At 42.6% G+C, this 15913-nt stretch carries 14 protein-coding genes; 4 read left to right on the top strand and 10 right to left on the bottom strand.

What is annotated here, in order from left to right; translation table 11 throughout:
• Window positions 1–103: 103 nt before the first annotated feature.
• Window positions 104–1201 (bottom strand): mandelate racemase/muconate lactonizing enzyme family protein, encoded by a 1098-nt coding sequence (locus tag IDJ75_RS13960; protein ID WP_191176251.1) that lies wholly within the window; start codon window positions 1199–1201, stop codon window positions 104–106.
• A gap of 352 nt (window positions 1202–1553) precedes the next feature.
• On the opposite strand from IDJ75_RS13960, the gene IDJ75_RS13955 reads away from it, so the two are divergent.
• The 4 genes from IDJ75_RS13955 (at window position 1554) to IDJ75_RS13940 (ending at window position 5927) form a co-directional block, all read left to right on the top strand.
• The gene (locus tag IDJ75_RS13955; RefSeq protein WP_191176250.1) at window positions 1554–2294 is read left to right on the top strand and encodes a DUF4290 domain-containing protein; all 741 of its coding nucleotides are present in this window, start codon (window positions 1554–1556) and stop codon (window positions 2292–2294) included.
• A 109-nt stretch (window positions 2295–2403) separates the two neighbouring features.
• The gene (gene murA, locus IDJ75_RS13950; protein ID WP_191176249.1) at window positions 2404–3711 is read left to right on the top strand and encodes a UDP-N-acetylglucosamine 1-carboxyvinyltransferase; all 1308 of its coding nucleotides are present in this window, start codon (window positions 2404–2406) and stop codon (window positions 3709–3711) included.
• Between the two features lie 122 nt (window positions 3712–3833).
• A complete protein-coding gene (locus IDJ75_RS13945; RefSeq protein WP_191176248.1) occupies window positions 3834–5390 on the top strand; it encodes an ArnT family glycosyltransferase in 1557 nt (518 codons plus the stop codon).
• Window positions 5391–5555: 165 nt separating this feature from the next.
• Window positions 5556–5927, top strand: coding sequence for a DMT family protein (locus IDJ75_RS13940; protein WP_191176247.1), 372 nt, complete (start codon window positions 5556–5558; stop codon window positions 5925–5927).
• Window positions 5928–6075: 148 nt separating this feature from the next.
• On the opposite strand, the gene IDJ75_RS13935 is transcribed toward IDJ75_RS13940, so the two are convergent.
• From IDJ75_RS13935 to IDJ75_RS13895, 9 genes are all read right to left on the bottom strand, one after another.
• Window positions 6076–7437 carry a pyridoxal-phosphate dependent enzyme gene (locus tag IDJ75_RS13935; protein WP_191176246.1) on the bottom strand — a complete coding sequence of 454 codons (1362 nt, stop codon included), beginning with the start codon at window positions 7435–7437 and terminating at the stop codon, window positions 6076–6078.
• A gap of 135 nt (window positions 7438–7572) precedes the next feature.
• Window positions 7573–8433, bottom strand: coding sequence for an AMP nucleosidase (locus IDJ75_RS13930; protein WP_191176245.1), 861 nt, complete (start codon window positions 8431–8433; stop codon window positions 7573–7575).
• A gap of 134 nt (window positions 8434–8567) precedes the next feature.
• Window positions 8568–9806, bottom strand: a complete 1239-nt coding sequence (gene clpX / locus IDJ75_RS13925) for an ATP-dependent Clp protease ATP-binding subunit ClpX (RefSeq protein WP_191176244.1) — start codon at window positions 9804–9806, stop codon at window positions 8568–8570.
• 140 nt (window positions 9807–9946) lie between these two features.
• Entirely contained in the window at window positions 9947–10678 is a 732-nt protein-coding gene (locus tag IDJ75_RS13920) for an ATP-dependent Clp protease proteolytic subunit (RefSeq protein ID WP_262892103.1), read from the bottom strand.
• Between the two features lie 178 nt (window positions 10679–10856).
• Complete coding sequence (gene tig, locus IDJ75_RS13915) at window positions 10857–12209, bottom strand: trigger factor (protein ID WP_191176243.1); 1353 nt, start codon at window positions 12207–12209, stop codon at window positions 10857–10859.
• 98 nt (window positions 12210–12307) lie between these two features.
• The gene (locus tag IDJ75_RS13910; protein ID WP_191176242.1) at window positions 12308–13294 is read right to left on the bottom strand and encodes a c-type cytochrome; all 987 of its coding nucleotides are present in this window, start codon (window positions 13292–13294) and stop codon (window positions 12308–12310) included.
• 82 nt (window positions 13295–13376) lie between these two features.
• On the bottom strand, window positions 13377–14102 hold the full coding sequence (locus IDJ75_RS13905; protein ID WP_191176241.1) for a head GIN domain-containing protein: 726 nt from the start codon (window positions 14100–14102) through the stop codon (window positions 13377–13379).
• 120 nt (window positions 14103–14222) lie between these two features.
• Window positions 14223–14834, bottom strand: coding sequence for a GIN domain-containing protein (locus IDJ75_RS13900; protein ID WP_191176240.1), 612 nt, complete (start codon window positions 14832–14834; stop codon window positions 14223–14225).
• Between the two features lie 467 nt (window positions 14835–15301).
• Complete coding sequence (locus IDJ75_RS13895; protein WP_191176239.1) at window positions 15302–15910, bottom strand: GIN domain-containing protein; 609 nt, start codon at window positions 15908–15910, stop codon at window positions 15302–15304.
• Window positions 15911–15913 lie beyond the last annotated feature (3 nt).

Genomic DNA, 15913 nt, shown 5'->3' with positions numbered 1-15913 from the left:
AATACAATTCAATGTAGAGACGCGATACTTCGCGTCTCTTTTTGTTTACGGCACAAAGCGGATTTTGCACAAGGGAGACGCGAAGTATCGCGTCTCTACAGTATTATATCGTAAACTTCTCACATCCTTTCAAAAATGCTTCATCCGCATCTGCACCTATCCCGGGTTCGTTGCTGATATTTAACTTGTAGCCATCGTAGGTTACGCCGCCAATGCAGGGGTCAACCAAATGGCCCAGCATACAGGTATCCATATCATAAAAATGAATATTGGGGCTGGCGTACACAAAATGCAATTTACTGCTCAGGGCTATGCGGCTTTCCAGCATCCCGCCCATCATACAGGGGATACCGCGTTCCACAGCCACATCATGGATCTTCTTTGCTTCCAGTATCCCGCCGGATTTTGCCATTTTAATGTTGATGTAATGGCACGAGCCGCTTTCTATCTGCATCCGTGCATCGTGATGGTTATACACACTCTCATCGGCCATGATTTTTACGGGCGAGAGCTTCATCAGTTCAGGCAGGCGGTCGTTGTACCAGGTGCGCATGGGCTGCTCGCAAAATTCAATATCATACTGGCCTATCGCCTGCAGGGCAAAAACGGCTTCGTCAAAACTCCAGCCCTGGTTGGCATCAACCCTAATCTTCATTTCGGAGCCAACCGCCTCTCTAATCTGTTTAATGCGTTCTACATCAGTTTCAGCACCCTTGCCAAGCTTTACTTTTAAAATATTGGCGCCGGTTCTTTTAAAAGCTATACCCTTCATGGCCATTACTTTAGGCGTACCTATCCCAATGGTGATATCGCTTTCAACAACGCGTTTTTTGCCGCGTAAAAACTTATATAAAGGCAGGCCTGCATGTTTTGAAGCTATATCATACAAGGCCATATCAAAAGCGCTTTTAATGGTGCTGTTGCCGGCAGCAGCATCATGCAGTTGCTGCATGCGGGCAGGGATATCCAGGGCATCCTGCCCTTTCCAAAGCTTCGCGAAATCTTTTGCCATGGCCAGGCAGGTGTCCTGTGTTTCGCCGACTATCATCGGGAAGGCCGAGCATTCGCCTACCCCATAAAAGCCTTTATCGGTATAAATACGGATAAATACATTTTGTGCGTGGTCCATAGTACCGGTGGCTATGGTAAACGGTTCCATTGGGATGCTGAAACGGTAAATATCGATGGCGGTGATGATCATATAATTACTTTAACGCTAAAGTAACGAGTAAAATATTGAAGGAGGCTCCTATGGAGCTAAAACTTGTTGATTGCTTTTCTATAAACGGGCAACTCCTCCGGAGTTTCATAACCTATACTTTTTATAACGCTCCTGGGGAGCATCCTGTTTATAGAATAAAACAACCTAACCGGCTCCATACGAGCCTCCTGCTCAACACATTTAATAATTTGCGCTTTAACACATTTACCCTATATTTGCGTTAGTACTTCGTACTCATTCATTTTGGTTCTCCGGTTTCTGCCTTCTGTTCTAAGAAACTGTCCATGCGCCGAAAAACACCTTCAAGACAATTATTTAATTAAAAACATACATGGCATTAACAAATTTGCCTGGTCCGTTTGATTATAACTCAACCAGGAATAAACTTTTATTAACAGAATACGGCCGTAACGTGCAAAATATGGTGAAATACATCGTAGCGTTACCTACCAAAGAAGAGCGCAACAAATACGCGCAGGTAGTGATAGACCTGATGGGTTTTTTAAACCCGCACCTGCGCGATGTGGCCGATTTTAAACACAAGCTTTGGGATCACCTGCACATCATATCCGATTTTCAGCTGGATGTTGATTCGCCCTACCCAAAACCAAGCCCGGAGGCTATTCATCTGAAACCCGAGCCGCTTAAATATCCGCATCAGCGTATCAAATACAAGCACTATGGTAAAACCATAGAAATGATGATAGAGAAGGCCAAAAGCATTGAAGAGCCCGATCGCAGGCGCCACATGGTGCAGGCTATTGCCAACTTCATGAAAATGGCTTACGTGCAATGGAACAAAGATTCTGTTGCCGACGAGATCATCCTGTCAGATCTGTACGCCTTATCGGGCGGCGTTTTAAAACTGGAAGAGAACATAAACCTTAACCGTGTTGAATTCCGCGCCAACCCTTATAATAATAACCAAAACAATAATAATAGCCGCGGGCGTACCAATAACCAAAACAACCGCGGTGGCGGTGGTGGCGGCCGTACCAACAACAATAACCCGCGTAATAACAACAACCAAAACAACCGTAACCGTAACACTGGAGGCGCAAAAAAATATTAATTGATTTTAGCTAATGGCCTATATAATGGCAGGGATGTTGTAACCGCATATGCGATTATTTTATAATCTTTGCCACAAGATAAACTATAGCATCAACCATAAAAAATAAATGAAAAACGCATTCGAAATACAGGGCGGTAAAAAACTTAAGGGCGAAATAACCCCTCAGGGCGCAAAAAACGAAGCATTACAAATTATATCGGCCGTATTACTTACCGACCAGAAAATGACCATCAGCAACATACCTGACATACAGGATGTGAACAAGCTGATAGAATTGCTGGGCGATATGGGTGTTGAGGTGAACCGCATATCGCGCGATACCTGCACTTTTGAGGCCAAAGAGATTGACCAGGATTTTTTTAATTCTGAAGCATTTAAAACCAAGGGCGGCGGCCTGCGCGGCTCTATCATGATACTGGGACCGCTTTTGGCGCGTTTTGGCAAAGCATCTATCCCAAAACCGGGTGGTGACAAAATTGGGCGCCGCAGGTTAGATACTCACTTTTTAGGGTTCGAAAAATTAGGCGCACGTTTTGATTTTAACCCCGATAACGGCTTTTACAATGTAGATGCCTCAAACCTGAAAGGCACATACATCCTTTTAGATGAAGCATCGGTAACCGGTACAGCCAACATTGTGATGGCAGCTGTGCTGGCAAAAGGTACTACCACCATTTACAACGCTGCCTGCGAGCCTTACCTGCAGCAGCTTTGTAAAATGCTTAACCGCATGGGTGCCAAAATAAGCGGCATTGCATCAAACTTGTTAACTATTGAGGGCGTAAGCCAATTGGGTGGCACTGAACACCGTATGCTGCCAGATATGATAGAAATTGGATCGTTCATAGGCCTTGCCGCCATGACCGGGTCAGAGATCACCATTAAAGATGTACACTACGACGAACTGGGTATGATACCTGATGTGTTTAAACGCCTGGGTATTAAACTGGAACGCCGTGGTGATGATATCTACATCCCATCGCAGGACCATTACGAGATAGATACCTTTATTGATGGCTCGTTACTAACCGTTGCCGATTCACCCTGGCCGGGCTTCACTCCAGATTTGCTGAGCATTGTGCTGGTAGTTGCTACTCAGGCAAAAGGATCGGTACTGATCCATCAGAAGATGTTTGAAAGCCGTTTATTCTTTGTGGATAAATTGCTTGATATGGGTGCCAATATTATCCTCTGCGATCCACACCGCGCTACCGTTATCGGTTTAGATAAAATGGTGCAGTTACGCGGCATATCCATGACCTCGCCGGATATCCGTGCGGGAGTATCATTGCTCATCGCTGCATTATCGGCGCAGGGCCAATCTACCATCTACAATATCGAACAGATTGAACGCGGTTACCAGAACATTGATGAACGCCTAAAAGCACTTGGTGCCGATATAAAAAGGGTATAATTCTTTTATACGAAGGGTAAGGACAAAGGATAGAATGCATAAGCTTTCCCATCTTTTGTCCTTTGTCATTTCATCATTTCTCCAATTTTACTACCTTTAGCAAAACCATCCTAAATTCGTCAATGCCTTATAAAAACCGGAGGTCATCGTATTCAACCTTTATACTGATCTTTGTTGCATTAAAAATAGTGCTCAACCTGTTTGCGATCAGCAATTTTGGCTTCCACCGCGATGAATTATTACACCTTGTTTTAGGCGACCATCTTGACTGGGGGTATAAAGAAGTGCCACCGTTCATAGCCCTACTGGCAAAAATAACCCTTAACATTTTTGGCGATTCTGTTTTTGCAGCGCGTATATTCAGCACCATTGCCAGCGGCTTTATTGTATGGCTTACCGGCCAAATAACCGCCGAACTTGGCGGGCGCAGGTTTGCCATTACGCTGGCGTGTTTGGCGCTCATCTTCGCGCCGGCCTTTGCTGCCAGCGGGTACCTATTCCAACCCGTAGTGTTCGATCAGCTTTGGTGGGTGGTTACCGTTTGGCTATTCATTAAATACTTAAATACCGCTACTGTAAAATACCTATACTGGCTTGGTGTTGCCGTTGGCATTGGCATGCTTACCAAGTATACCATGGCGTTCTTCACAGCATCGCTTATTATAGGTATTTTAATAAGCCGCGAACGTAAATTACTGTTCAATAAGCATGTAGTTTACTCGGCCTTATTAGCTATACTTATATTTTTGCCTAATATTATCTGGCAGTTTGTGCATCATTTGCCGGTTATCCACCACATGAAAGAACTGCGGGAAACCCAGCTGGATTACATACACCCCTCGGATTTTATTAAACAGCAGCTTTTAGTTAACGGCCCGGCGCTTTTTGTGTGGCTTGCAGGTTTTATTAGTTTGCTGTTCTCGTTCAGGCTGCGCAGGTTCAGGTTTATGGCTATTGCTTATGTGCTTATATTTTTGTTTTTGCTGCAGATGAACGGTAAAATTTACTACCTGTTCGGTGCCTACCCCATGCTGTTTGCCGCTGGCGGTTTTACTTTCGAACGGATATTGAACCGCAAGGCTTATATTTTGCGTACTGCTACTGTGCTGTTATTTGTTGTACCCAATGTATTATTACTTCCACTGGTACTGCCCATATTACCGCTAAACAGCACCGTGGCGTTTATTAAGCATACTACAGAACGTTATACATTTCTGCAATTTTTAGTTACATGGGAAGACCAGAAGCAGCACCCACTTACGCAGGATTATGCCGACATGCTTGGCTGGGATGAAATGGCCAAAAAAGTTGGCGACACGTACCATGCATTAACGCCCGAACAGCAAAAGCACACCCAGGTATATGCCGATAACTACGGCGAGGCGGGCGCCCTTCATCATTATCGTAAAAAATATAAAATACCTGATGTAACATCTCTCAATAGCAGTTTTCAGCTATGGGCGGCCGATAGTTTGAACGCGCATTATATTATTTATGTGGATGACGATGATAACGTAGAGCGCAGGCTTAGCCCAATGTTGGAAAGTTACCGCAAAACCGGCGAAGTATTAACCCCTCTGGCACGCGAAAAAGGCACAAGGATATACCTGCTTACCAACCCATCGCCAAAGCTAAATGAGGTTTATAAAGCTGAGTTGGCGAAAAAACGATTGCAGTAAGGTCTTCAACAAGCCCAAACTAACACATCGTGGAATGTCATGGTGAGCTCGCCGAACCATTAGTCGCTTTCACAGGTCTTTGACAGGCTCAGACTGACAGCAGAATTAAACCGACCTGTAAAACAATTACATCGATTTTTTATTTTTATATCAGAAAATCACATCATGCGCGGCGTAAAAACAATCCTGTTCCTCACCATATCAAACATGTTCATGACCTTTGCCTGGTACGGTCACCTTAAATTTAAGGAGTACGACTGGGGCAAAAACCTTGGGCTATTCTCCATTATCCTCATCAGCTGGGGTCTGGCATTTTTTGAATACCTGTTCCAGGTACCGGCAAACCGTGCTGGCTTTAAAGCCGATGGCGGCCCATTTACACTTGTACAGCTAAAAACTATACAGGAAGCCATTACACTCACCCTATTTATGGTGTTTACCATTGTATTCTTTAAAACCGAAAAACTGGGCTGGAACCACCTGGTGGGTTTTGGGCTGATTGTACTTGCGGTGTTTGTGATATTTAAGAAGTGGTAACTTCAGATGTGCAAATGCGGGGATATGCAGATGTGCAGATTCCCCTGTCATTCCGAATTAGTGAGGTCGAAAAACAAAAAAGAGACGCGAAGTATCGCGTCTCTACATTAAAACCTTTCGACTTTTATCTTATCCTTTCACCTTCAATTTATGCCGATATCGCGTTGATGATATCATATTGAGTGATGATCTCGATCTTACCGTTCTCATCCTCTACCAGCACAGCTATGTTATCCTTATTGATCATCCCCGAGATCTTGTCGATAGAGGTGTTCAGGTCAACAAAAGGGAACGGCGCGGTTGAGATATTTTTTACCGGTTGTGATTTAATGCCCGGGTTCTCTATCAGCGAATCCAGAATATCGCTCTCGGTTATTTTGCCAATAACCATGCCTTTTTGAGTGACCGGGATCTGGCTGATGTTTAACGATTTGATGGTATTAATGGCCTCCAAAACAGTTTTCTCGCAATCGATAGTAACAATCTCCTGGTTTTCTTTTTTGCTGATGATGTCGCGTGCGGTCAGTTTACCATCTTTCAGGAAACCGCGGTCGCGCAGCCAGTCGTCGTTGTACATTTTGCCCAGGTAACGGGTGCCATGGTCGGGGAATATGATCACAACCACATCGCCTTTTTTAAACCTATCCTTCATCTGCAGTAAACCAGCCACAGCCGAGCCTGTTGAGTTACCGGCGAAGATACCTTCCTTACGGGCTATCTCGCGGGTCATGAGGGCAGCATCCTTATCAGTTACTTTTTCAAAATGGTCTATCAGGCTAAAATCAACGTTTTGCGGAAGGAAATCTTCGCCAATACCTTCGGTGATGTATGGGTAGATCTCGTTCTTATCAAACTCGCCGGTCTCTTTATATTTTTTAAATACCGAGCCATAAGTATCAATACCCAATACCTGGATGGCAGGGTTCTTTTCTTTCAGAAAACGCGCCGTGCCTGATATGGTACCGCCTGTACCTACCCCTACTATAATGTGCGTAACCTTACCTTCTGTTTGTTCCCAAATTTCGGGGCCGGTTTGCTCGTAATGCGCCTGCGAGTTGCTCAGGTTGTCGTACTGGTTAGGTTTCCAAGAATTAGGCACCTCACGCTCTAAACGCGATGAAACCGAATAATACGACCGTGGGTCCTCCGGTTCTACGTTAGTGGGGCAAACAATTACTTCGGCGCCAAAAGCGCGCAGGGCATCAAATTTTTCTTTCGATTGCTTATCGGTACTCGTAAAAATACACTTATAACCTTTTATAACAGCCGCTATTGCCAGGCCCATACCTGTGTTACCAGATGTACCCTCAATGATGGTACCGCCCGGTTTAAGCTTCCCGCTTTTTTCAGCATCCTCAATCATTTTAAGGGCCATACGATCCTTTATTGAGTTGCCGGGGTTGGTTGTTTCTATTTTAGCCAAAACCGTTGCAGGAATGTCCTTAGCTATCTTATTCAGTTTAACCAGCGGCGTATGGCCTATGGTTTCGAGTATATTATTGTACCACATATATTATTGTCTACCTATCCTGTGTACTTAATTGGATAGCGGTCAAAATTAGTAAATAATGATGAATTGTGAATGTGGATCAGTGAGTAGTTACTTATGGATAACAAAAAACACTCACCATTCACTCACCAACAACTAAAACTTCAGGTGTTTCACGGTCAATCCGCCATTTATGAGTTGCTTTAATGATTCGATACCAACGCGCAGGTGTGTTTCAACAAACTGCTCGGTAACGCTACTGTCGCTTTCGGCTGTTTTAACACCTTCGGGTATCATCGGCTGGTCTGATACCAGCAGCAATGCACCAGTTGGGATCTTATTGGCAAACCCGGTTGTAAATATGGTTGCTGTTTCCATATCAACGGCCATGGCGCGCAATTCCTTTAAATACTTTTTAAAGTCCTTATCATGCTCCCAAACGCGGCGGTTAGTGGTGTAGCAGGTCCCCGTCCAGTAATCGCGTGCCTGGTCGCGAATGGTGGTCGAGATAGCCTTTTGCAGCGCAAATGCAGGGAGTGCAGGCACTTCGGCAGGTAAGTAATCGTTTGATGTACCTTCGCCCCTGATGGCTGCAATGGGCAGTATCAGGTCGCCAACGTTGTTTTTCTTTTTTAAGCCTCCGCATTTACCTAAAAATATTACGGCTTTAGGGTGTATGGCGGTCAGCAGATCCATTACGGTGGCGGCAACCGAACTACCCATACCAAAGTTGATAATGGTAATACCGTTGGCAGTAACGCTTTGCATAGGCTTATCAAGCCCCATAATGGGTGCATCATCGTGCCATTGCGAAAACAGCTGTAAGTATTTAGAGAAGTTGGTCAGTATAATATATTCGCCAAAAGCATTAAGCGGGCGGCCGGTATAACGCGGCAACCAGTTGGCTACAATGGCTTCTTTAGTTTTTAATCCTGATTTTACCGGTGATTGTACTTCTTTCATCTTTTTTGCCGGGTTTGTGTTTTCGTCTTTCTTTACATCTAATTCTTCGTTCATCTTTTTTTCCTCTTTTTTGTGTGTATGTATGTGTATAACAGGTTTTTCAGAAACCTTTTTATACAGCAAACCCCGGCTGCTCACCAGGGTTAGTGTGTAATATACGAAAATACTTTTATATTATCAAATTACTGTTAAGCTACCTTTAACTTTTTAAGGTCGCTCTTCTCAAATTTCTCGCGAGCGTATTCAAGTGTTACGTTTAAACGCTTCACATCTTTTTTAGACGGAAACTCAAACATCGCATCAATCATAATAGCCTCGCAGATAGAACGCAAGCCACGTGCGCCCAGCTTAAATTCCATTGCTTTATCCACAACAAAATCAAGTACATCAGCATCAAACTCCAGCTTCACGCCTTCGTATTCAAACAGTTTTTTGTACTGTTTAAGCAGCGAATTTTTTGGCTCGGTAAGGATATTGTGCAGCGCTTCACGGTCAAGCGGGTTCAGGTAAGTTAATACCGGTAAACGGCCTATCAGCTCGGGTATCAAACCAAATGATTTCAGATCCTGCGGCGTAATATACTTATACAGGTTCTTCATATCTATCTCGCTGTCGTCGCGTTTCATTTTATAACCAACGGTTTGCGTACGCAGGCGGTTAGCTATCTTTTTCTCAATACTATCAAACGCGCCGCCGCAAATAAACAGGATGTTGCTGGTATTAACCGTTATCATCTTCTGGTCGGGGTGTTTACGGCCGCCTTGTGGTGGTACGTTAACCATAGTGCCTTCCAGTATTTTTAACAATGCCTGCTGTACACCCTCCCCGCTTACATCGCGGGTAATAGATGCATTATCGCTTTTGCGGGCAATTTTATCAACCTCATCAATATAAACAATACCGCGTTCGGCAGTGTTTACATCGTAATCGGCAGATTGCAGCAAGCGGGTTAGTATACTTTCTACATCCTCGCCTACATAACCGGCTTCTGTTAATACAGTAGCATCGCAAATGCAAAAAGGGACGTTTAGAATCTTAGCAAGTGTTTTTGCCAGTAAGGTTTTACCCGTACCGGTTTCGCCCACCATAATGATGTTTGATTTTTCTATCTCAACTTCATCCTTATCAATACGTTGGTTTAGCCTTTTGTAGTGATTATAAACGGCTACCGACAATACTTTTTTGGCATCGTCCTGCCCAATGATATATTGGTCGAGATGAGCTTTTATTTCGGCCGGTTTCAGCATAGCAGGTACCGCCGGCGACGCTTTTACTTTGCGTACCTTCAGTTCTTCTGCCAATATCTCGTTTGCCTGGTCAACGCATTTATCACAAATGTGTGCATCCAAACCGGCAATCAGCATCAGGGAGTCCTGCTTTCCTGCGCCACAAAACGAGCACCTGATCTCCTTGCTGTTCTTGTTCATCTTGAGTATGGTTTAATCAAAAATAGGAAATTGGTTTTTATTAAACCAATTTTAAGTAAGTGGTTGATTAAATTGATAGTGTGAGTTGTTAAATAACTATCCATACAATCAACTTAACCAATTACTCACTACTAATAAATTTATTTTGATTTTGTTTTATTACCTTTTAATATTTCGTCAATCATACCAAATTCTTTGGCCTCTTCGGCAATCATCCAGTAATCACGGTCCGATGCCGAGTAAACTTTGTCGTATGATGCTCCGCTGTGGTCAGCAATGATCTGGTATAATTCTTTTTTTAATTTAGTGATCTCATGGTAAGATATCTCGATATCTGATTGCTGGCCCTGCGCGCCGCCTGAAGGCTGGTGGATCATTACACGTGAGTGAGGTAACGCAGCGCGTTTACCTTCTGCACCGGCGCATAATAATACCGCACCCATTGACGCTGCCATACCTGTACAAATAGTAGCCACATCGTTAGAGATAAGTTGCATGGTATCATAAATACCTAAACCTGCATAAACCGAACCGCCCGGTGAGTTAATGTAAAGCTGGATATCGCGCTTTGCATCGGCCGATTGCAGGAATAGCAATTGCGCCTGAATAACATTGGCGTTTTGATCGTATATGGGGTCGCCCAGGAAAATAATACGGTCCATCATCAAACGCGAAAACACGTCTAACTGCGAGATGTTTAACTGGCGTTCTTCAATTATATAAGGCGTATAACCCATTGGCGGGTTTACAATACCTGTTGGAGTATTGCTGCGGTTTACACCGCCAATAAACCTGTCTACATAGGTACTGCTGATACGGTGGTGTTTAACAGCGTATTTTCTGAATTCGTTTTTATCTGGATTACTGTTCATGTGTATGTATTTTATTTGTTGTGGTACGGGCGGGTTGCCCGCGATAAATATAGTTTTTAGTTGAATAGATTTTGTACTAATTAGTTTGATGAAAGTAAAAATTATTGCTCTTATAACACAAAAGCATTTGCTGTGGGCAAATGCTTTTGGTGAACTATATTTAAAACGTTTACTGTTATTATGCAGTAAGCTTGTTAAAATCGGTAAATAAAATCTCCTTTTTATCAAGCGTAATAACACTTTTAATATAATCAAATACCTTAAGTGCTTTTACCTGTTCAAATATTTTATTAGCATTCTCTTTGTTTTGCAGGTATTGTACAGTGTACTGGCCCAGTTGCTCTTCGGTTAAAGCCTGCGGGCTGTACATCCTAAACTGTTGGTCTAAGCTGCCTTTTGCAAATTCAAATACTTCCTCGTATTTAATATCAATGTTATTATCCTTCATCAGCTTATTTTCAATAAGCGTCCATTTCAGGTTTTTAGCAAAATCGGCATAACCGCCTTCCAGCTCTTCTTCGGTCAGTTTTTCGTTGGTTGCTTTTAACCAGCGTTTTAAAAACGCGTCTGGCAATTCAAAACTTACCTTATCAATGCTGTAGTTATAAATATCGTCCTGCAGTTTGCGCTCGGCATCCTGGGTCATCATCATTTCTAACTCTTCGGTTATTTTAGCTTTGAAACCGGCTTCGTCGGTTACAACACCTTCACCAAATAATTTATCAAAGAACTCCTGGTTCAAATCGCCTTCTTCTAAACGGTTAACGTTTTTAACCGTTAGTTTGAAGTTCGATTTTAACTCAGCGGCTTCATCTTCTTCAATTTTTAATAAACCGGCAACCTTAGCTGCATCGTTATCAAAAGCTTTGTTGATGTCAAACACCAGTTCGTCGCCCTTTTTCAAACCGATCAGCGATTTTTTAATTTTCGCATCCAGGATCTGATCTAAACGTACAGAAGCGGTATTGTTTATTCCATCCTCAAAAACAGAACCATCCGGAGAAAGCTGTGCTAATTCGGCATAAAGCACATCATCATCTGCCGATACGTCAGGATTTGTCATTTTGCCATAGCTACGACGAATATTTTTAATACGTGATGCTAATGTTTCGTCATCAACTTTTATCACATACTGGGTAAGTTTATCTTTTGATGAAAAATCAATATCAAACTCAGGCGCCAAACCAACTTCGTAGTTAAACTCAAAGTTATCGGCAAAATCCCAGTTATATTCTTTCCTGTCATCATCAGCTTTTGGTAAGGGCTGGCCCAATACTTCAAGCTTCTCTTCGTCAAGATATTTGTTCAATGTATCTGATAACATGTTGTTGATCTCGTCAACCAAAATGCTTTTACCGTACATTTTTTTAATATGAGCAACAGGCACCATACCCGGGCGAAAACCCGGCATTTTTGCTTTTTTAGCATGGTCTTTCATTGCTTTTTCAACCCTTGGCTGGTAATCCTCCGGGGCGATGTTGATCTTAACAACTGTATTCAGGTTATCAATTTTTTCCTGTGATATATTCATCTTTTTTACCTGGTATTAATTTATTCCTTGTACAAGATACAGCTATTTAGCTGTACAAAATTCGAGGCGCAAAAGTATGAATTTATTTTTGAATTTAATTAGCTGCCCTGCTTGTTTTGAAATTTAACCACGCTGTTTTTTACAGGCTTAACTGTTTTAAGGTAAGCATATATAGCACCCAGGTCCTTCGTAGCCATGCCGCCATATTTCCACCAGGGCATAATTGTTTGAAACTGCCCCGGCTTAACCATTGTTGGTTTTGCGGCACCATTGGCATATTGTGTAAAACGGGTTATAAACTGCTCTTTGCTCCAGTTACCTATACCTGTCTCTTTATCGGGCGTTATATTTGATGCCCGTACTAACGCACCACCGCCAAGGCCATACTCGTTGCCTCCTGCAAGTTCCATTCCCGGTATTGGTGTTCCTTTATCTGCTTTGGTATGGCAATCGCGGCAAGCAGCGCTTTGCACCAGGTATGCGCCATACGCTATGGTGTCGCCCTCACTTGGTTTTTTAACCGGCTCGGCTTTTTTAGGCATGGTGTTTACAATAATATTCAGCGGGAAATTGAGCTTACGATCCGGGTAGCTGGTTTCATGCGGCTGCAGGGTGCGGATGTAGGCGATAATATCGTACACATCCTCCGGATCCATCTTTGAGTATGATGGCCATGGCATGATAGGAAATATGGCCGAGCCATCTTTTTTTACACCTGTAGTAATTGCACGGTATATCTCGCCATCCGTCCAGTTTTTTAAGTTTGCCGGTGTAATGTTAGGCACATACACCTCGCCGGGAAAACTGACGCGCGCATCGAATTTTTCGCCGCCGGCCCCCAACACCGCTGTGTCTATCGGCGCAGCAAATATATCCCATTTGCGGGTGCTGTGGCAATCAACGCATACAGCAACATGGTTTGCCAGGTATTTACCATGTTCTATCCGTTGCGGGGTTAATTCAACTTTAATGTTTTGAGGTTTGCCAACATTTGGCAGGGCAAGGGTAACATATGATATAGCCGCCACAATTGCAAGCGCTATACAAATGACGATATACGCCATCCATTTTTTAAACTTTTTCATGATAAGGTTAAGTATGTTTTTAAAATACAAATGACGGCTTTTGGCCGTCATTTGTTACATTCATCATTAAAAAAATTTAAGCTTAATCTATCTTTTTTACCGACGAAGCTCCTGATTGATCGTTGTTTACCTTTGTTGGGTTACCACGATACTGTATATCTGATGCACCGCTGGTATGTACGTCCAGCTCGTTTAACACGTTTATTTTGCACTCGCTTGCGCCAGATGTGCCGATCTTGTATTTACCTACCACAAAATCAAGCGCTTCAACCTTACCTGATCCGCTCAGGTCAACTTCGTGCGATGCAGCCTGCCCTTTCAGATACACTTCTGTTGAGCCGCTGGCATCTGTGCGTACCCGGCCCGCATAAAGGTCCATATCAATTTTGGTAGAGCCCGAAAGATCAAAGTTTAGGTCTTGAACAGTTAAACGGCCATCGCTCCTCACTTCAACAGCACCCGATGCACTTATTTTATCAAGGTTTTTAACACCTATTATCACAATAGTTTCGCCACTGCTGCAAATGTTACGGCGGCTGCGTAGCTTTAAGGTGCTGCCTTCTATATTGGTTTGTATATATTTAAACAGGTTATCATCGGTAGTAATGGATATAGATTCCGAGCTATCCTGCTTTAAGGTCACCTTATATCCGCCTGATATATCTATTTTGGTAAAGCCTGTCATTTTACGGGTTTCGGTACGTACATTACCTGTACCCTTTACACACCTGAAGCGCCTGCATGACGAGAAAAGCGCAATAGATGTGGCAGCCACAAGCAGTAATATTTTAAAGTTTAGTGTTTTCATAATAGTTTGTTTTGAGTGTTTGACGATGATTTATGGTTTTAAGTTACAGTAAAATTAAAAAAAGCCACCTATTAATCTGATGGCTTTTTGATATATGATATACCTTTGCAAGGTAGTTGATTATAAACCAGCTAATTCATTTTGTTTTGCTTTAGCAACGCGACCCGGCATTTGGTTTTTTGTAGCGTTTACTGCTACAAAGTCTGCATGGTTAACATTGGCGGCCTGTGCATAGTTTAAGTTATAATCGTTTGCGTTACCGCTTAAAGTTGCTTTGGCATTATCGTTAACATTTACTGTTGCTTTGTAAGCATCTAATTTCAAATCGGCAGTTGCAGTGTTGTACAGGTTAACTTCAAGGTCAAGTCTTTCTAATTTACCAAATGATTTTACTTCGGCATTATCATAAGCGCTGATGGCTTGTAAGTCGGCCGCTGTTACCCAAACCACTAATTTTTGGTTTTGGTATGATGAGATACGTAATACACCGTTCTGGCTTTGTACCAAAGCGCTTTCTGAGTAATATTTGTTGTAAACTTTCACCTGGTCGGTAGCACCGTCTGATACAAAAAGTTCAACATTTCCGTGGATCTCGATCTTGTTGATCTTGCTCACATTGGTTAAGGTTACGCTTGCATCGTTGTTAGTATTATTAACGCTTGCATAAGAGTTCTTTGTGGTTACCACTGCCATAATCATTACGGCTACCATGGTTAATATTGTTGTTTTCATTTTATTAATATTTTGATTATGAATACTATAAGTTGTGTTATTAAATACATAGATATGACGATTGACACAGATAAACGTTACAGCAAATAGGCCTGTATTAGACACAGTGCGGGTTTTTATCGGTGAACGGCAGAAAAGTAGCGGTGAACGGCAAAAGTTTTTTTGATGTTCAAAATAACAGCAAATAACAGTGGCTTTAATACTGTATCATAACCGAACAGGATGTGAATTGCGCTTTTTGCTAATAGTAAAGAAAGGGTAGTCAAGCGAAGCTATGTCAGGGATGAGTATACTCGTCAAACTTAGCTAATTCATTGCTGCCGCTTTTAGAAGGAGGGATAAATGAGCGGGGTAAATAGTCTTAGTCAAAAGCCGTTGGATTCAGTATAAATGCTCTAAAACAAAAAGCCATCGCGTGTGGCAATGGCTTACAGAGTATATATTTTGACCTTTTGCAGAAATAACATTTACAGGATAGCTAATTCTGATGGATCGGCCTTTACAAATTTATTAGTTACTTTTTTGCTGCTGTTAACGGCTGCAAGGTTGCTGTGGTTAACGGTTGCAGATTGGTCTTGTGTTAAGTTATAATCATTAACAGTTCCGCTGATGTTGGCTTTTGCACGGTCGTTTACGTTGATGGTTGCTTTGTAAGCGTCAAGGTTTAAATCGGCAGATGCAGTGTTGTACAGGTTAACTTCAAGGTCAAGCCTTTCTAATTTACCAAATGATTTTACTTCGGCATTGTCATAAGCGCTGATGGCTTGTAAATCTGCGGCTGTTACCCAAACCACTAATTTTTCATTTTTGTATGATGAGATGCGCAACACACCGTTCTGGCTTTGTACCAAAGCGCTTTCTGAGTAATATTTGTTGTACACTTTCACCTGGTCGGTAGCACCGTCTGATACAAAAAGTTCAACATTTCCGTGGATCTCGATCTTGTTGATCTTGCCTACATTGGTTAAGGTTACGCTTGCATCGTTGTTATTATTGTTAACGTTTGCATAAGTGTTTTTGGTGGTTACCACTGCCATAATCATTACGGCTACCATGGTTAATATTGTTGTTTTCATTTT

Origin of the sequence: Mucilaginibacter rigui (genome assembly GCF_014773275.1) — a bacterium.
GTDB classification, from domain to species: domain Bacteria; phylum Bacteroidota; class Bacteroidia; order Sphingobacteriales; family Sphingobacteriaceae; genus Mucilaginibacter; species Mucilaginibacter rigui_A.
Note: the sequence above shows the minus strand (reverse complement) of the source record. Positions and strands in the feature narration are given on the sequence as shown.

Coding starts and splice junctions, on each gene's coding strand:
- IDJ75_RS13960 (WP_191176251.1), bottom strand. CDS start 1,201: ATGATCATCACCGCCATCGATATTTACCGTTTCAGCATCCCAATGGAA.
- IDJ75_RS13955 (WP_191176250.1), top strand. CDS start 1,554: ATGGCATTAACAAATTTGCCTGGTCCGTTTGATTATAACTCAACCAGG.
- murA (WP_191176249.1), top strand. CDS start 2,404: ATGAAAAACGCATTCGAAATACAGGGCGGTAAAAAACTTAAGGGCGAA.
- IDJ75_RS13945 (WP_191176248.1), top strand. CDS start 3,834: ATGCCTTATAAAAACCGGAGGTCATCGTATTCAACCTTTATACTGATC.
- IDJ75_RS13940 (WP_191176247.1), top strand. CDS start 5,556: ATGCGCGGCGTAAAAACAATCCTGTTCCTCACCATATCAAACATGTTC.
- IDJ75_RS13935 (WP_191176246.1), bottom strand. CDS start 7,437: ATGTGGTACAATAATATACTCGAAACCATAGGCCATACGCCGCTGGTT.
- IDJ75_RS13930 (WP_191176245.1), bottom strand. CDS start 8,433: ATGAACGAAGAATTAGATGTAAAGAAAGACGAAAACACAAACCCGGCA.
- clpX (WP_191176244.1), bottom strand. CDS start 9,806: ATGAACAAGAACAGCAAGGAGATCAGGTGCTCGTTTTGTGGCGCAGGA.
- IDJ75_RS13920 (WP_262892103.1), bottom strand. CDS start 10,678: ATGAACAGTAATCCAGATAAAAACGAATTCAGAAAATACGCTGTTAAA.
- tig (WP_191176243.1), bottom strand. CDS start 12,209: ATGAATATATCACAGGAAAAAATTGATAACCTGAATACAGTTGTTAAG.
- IDJ75_RS13910 (WP_191176242.1), bottom strand. CDS start 13,294: ATGAAAAAGTTTAAAAAATGGATGGCGTATATCGTCATTTGTATAGCG.
- IDJ75_RS13905 (WP_191176241.1), bottom strand. CDS start 14,102: ATGAAAACACTAAACTTTAAAATATTACTGCTTGTGGCTGCCACATCT.
- IDJ75_RS13900 (WP_191176240.1), bottom strand. CDS start 14,834: ATGAAAACAACAATATTAACCATGGTAGCCGTAATGATTATGGCAGTG.
- IDJ75_RS13895 (WP_191176239.1), bottom strand. CDS start 15,910: ATGAAAACAACAATATTAACCATGGTAGCCGTAATGATTATGGCAGTG.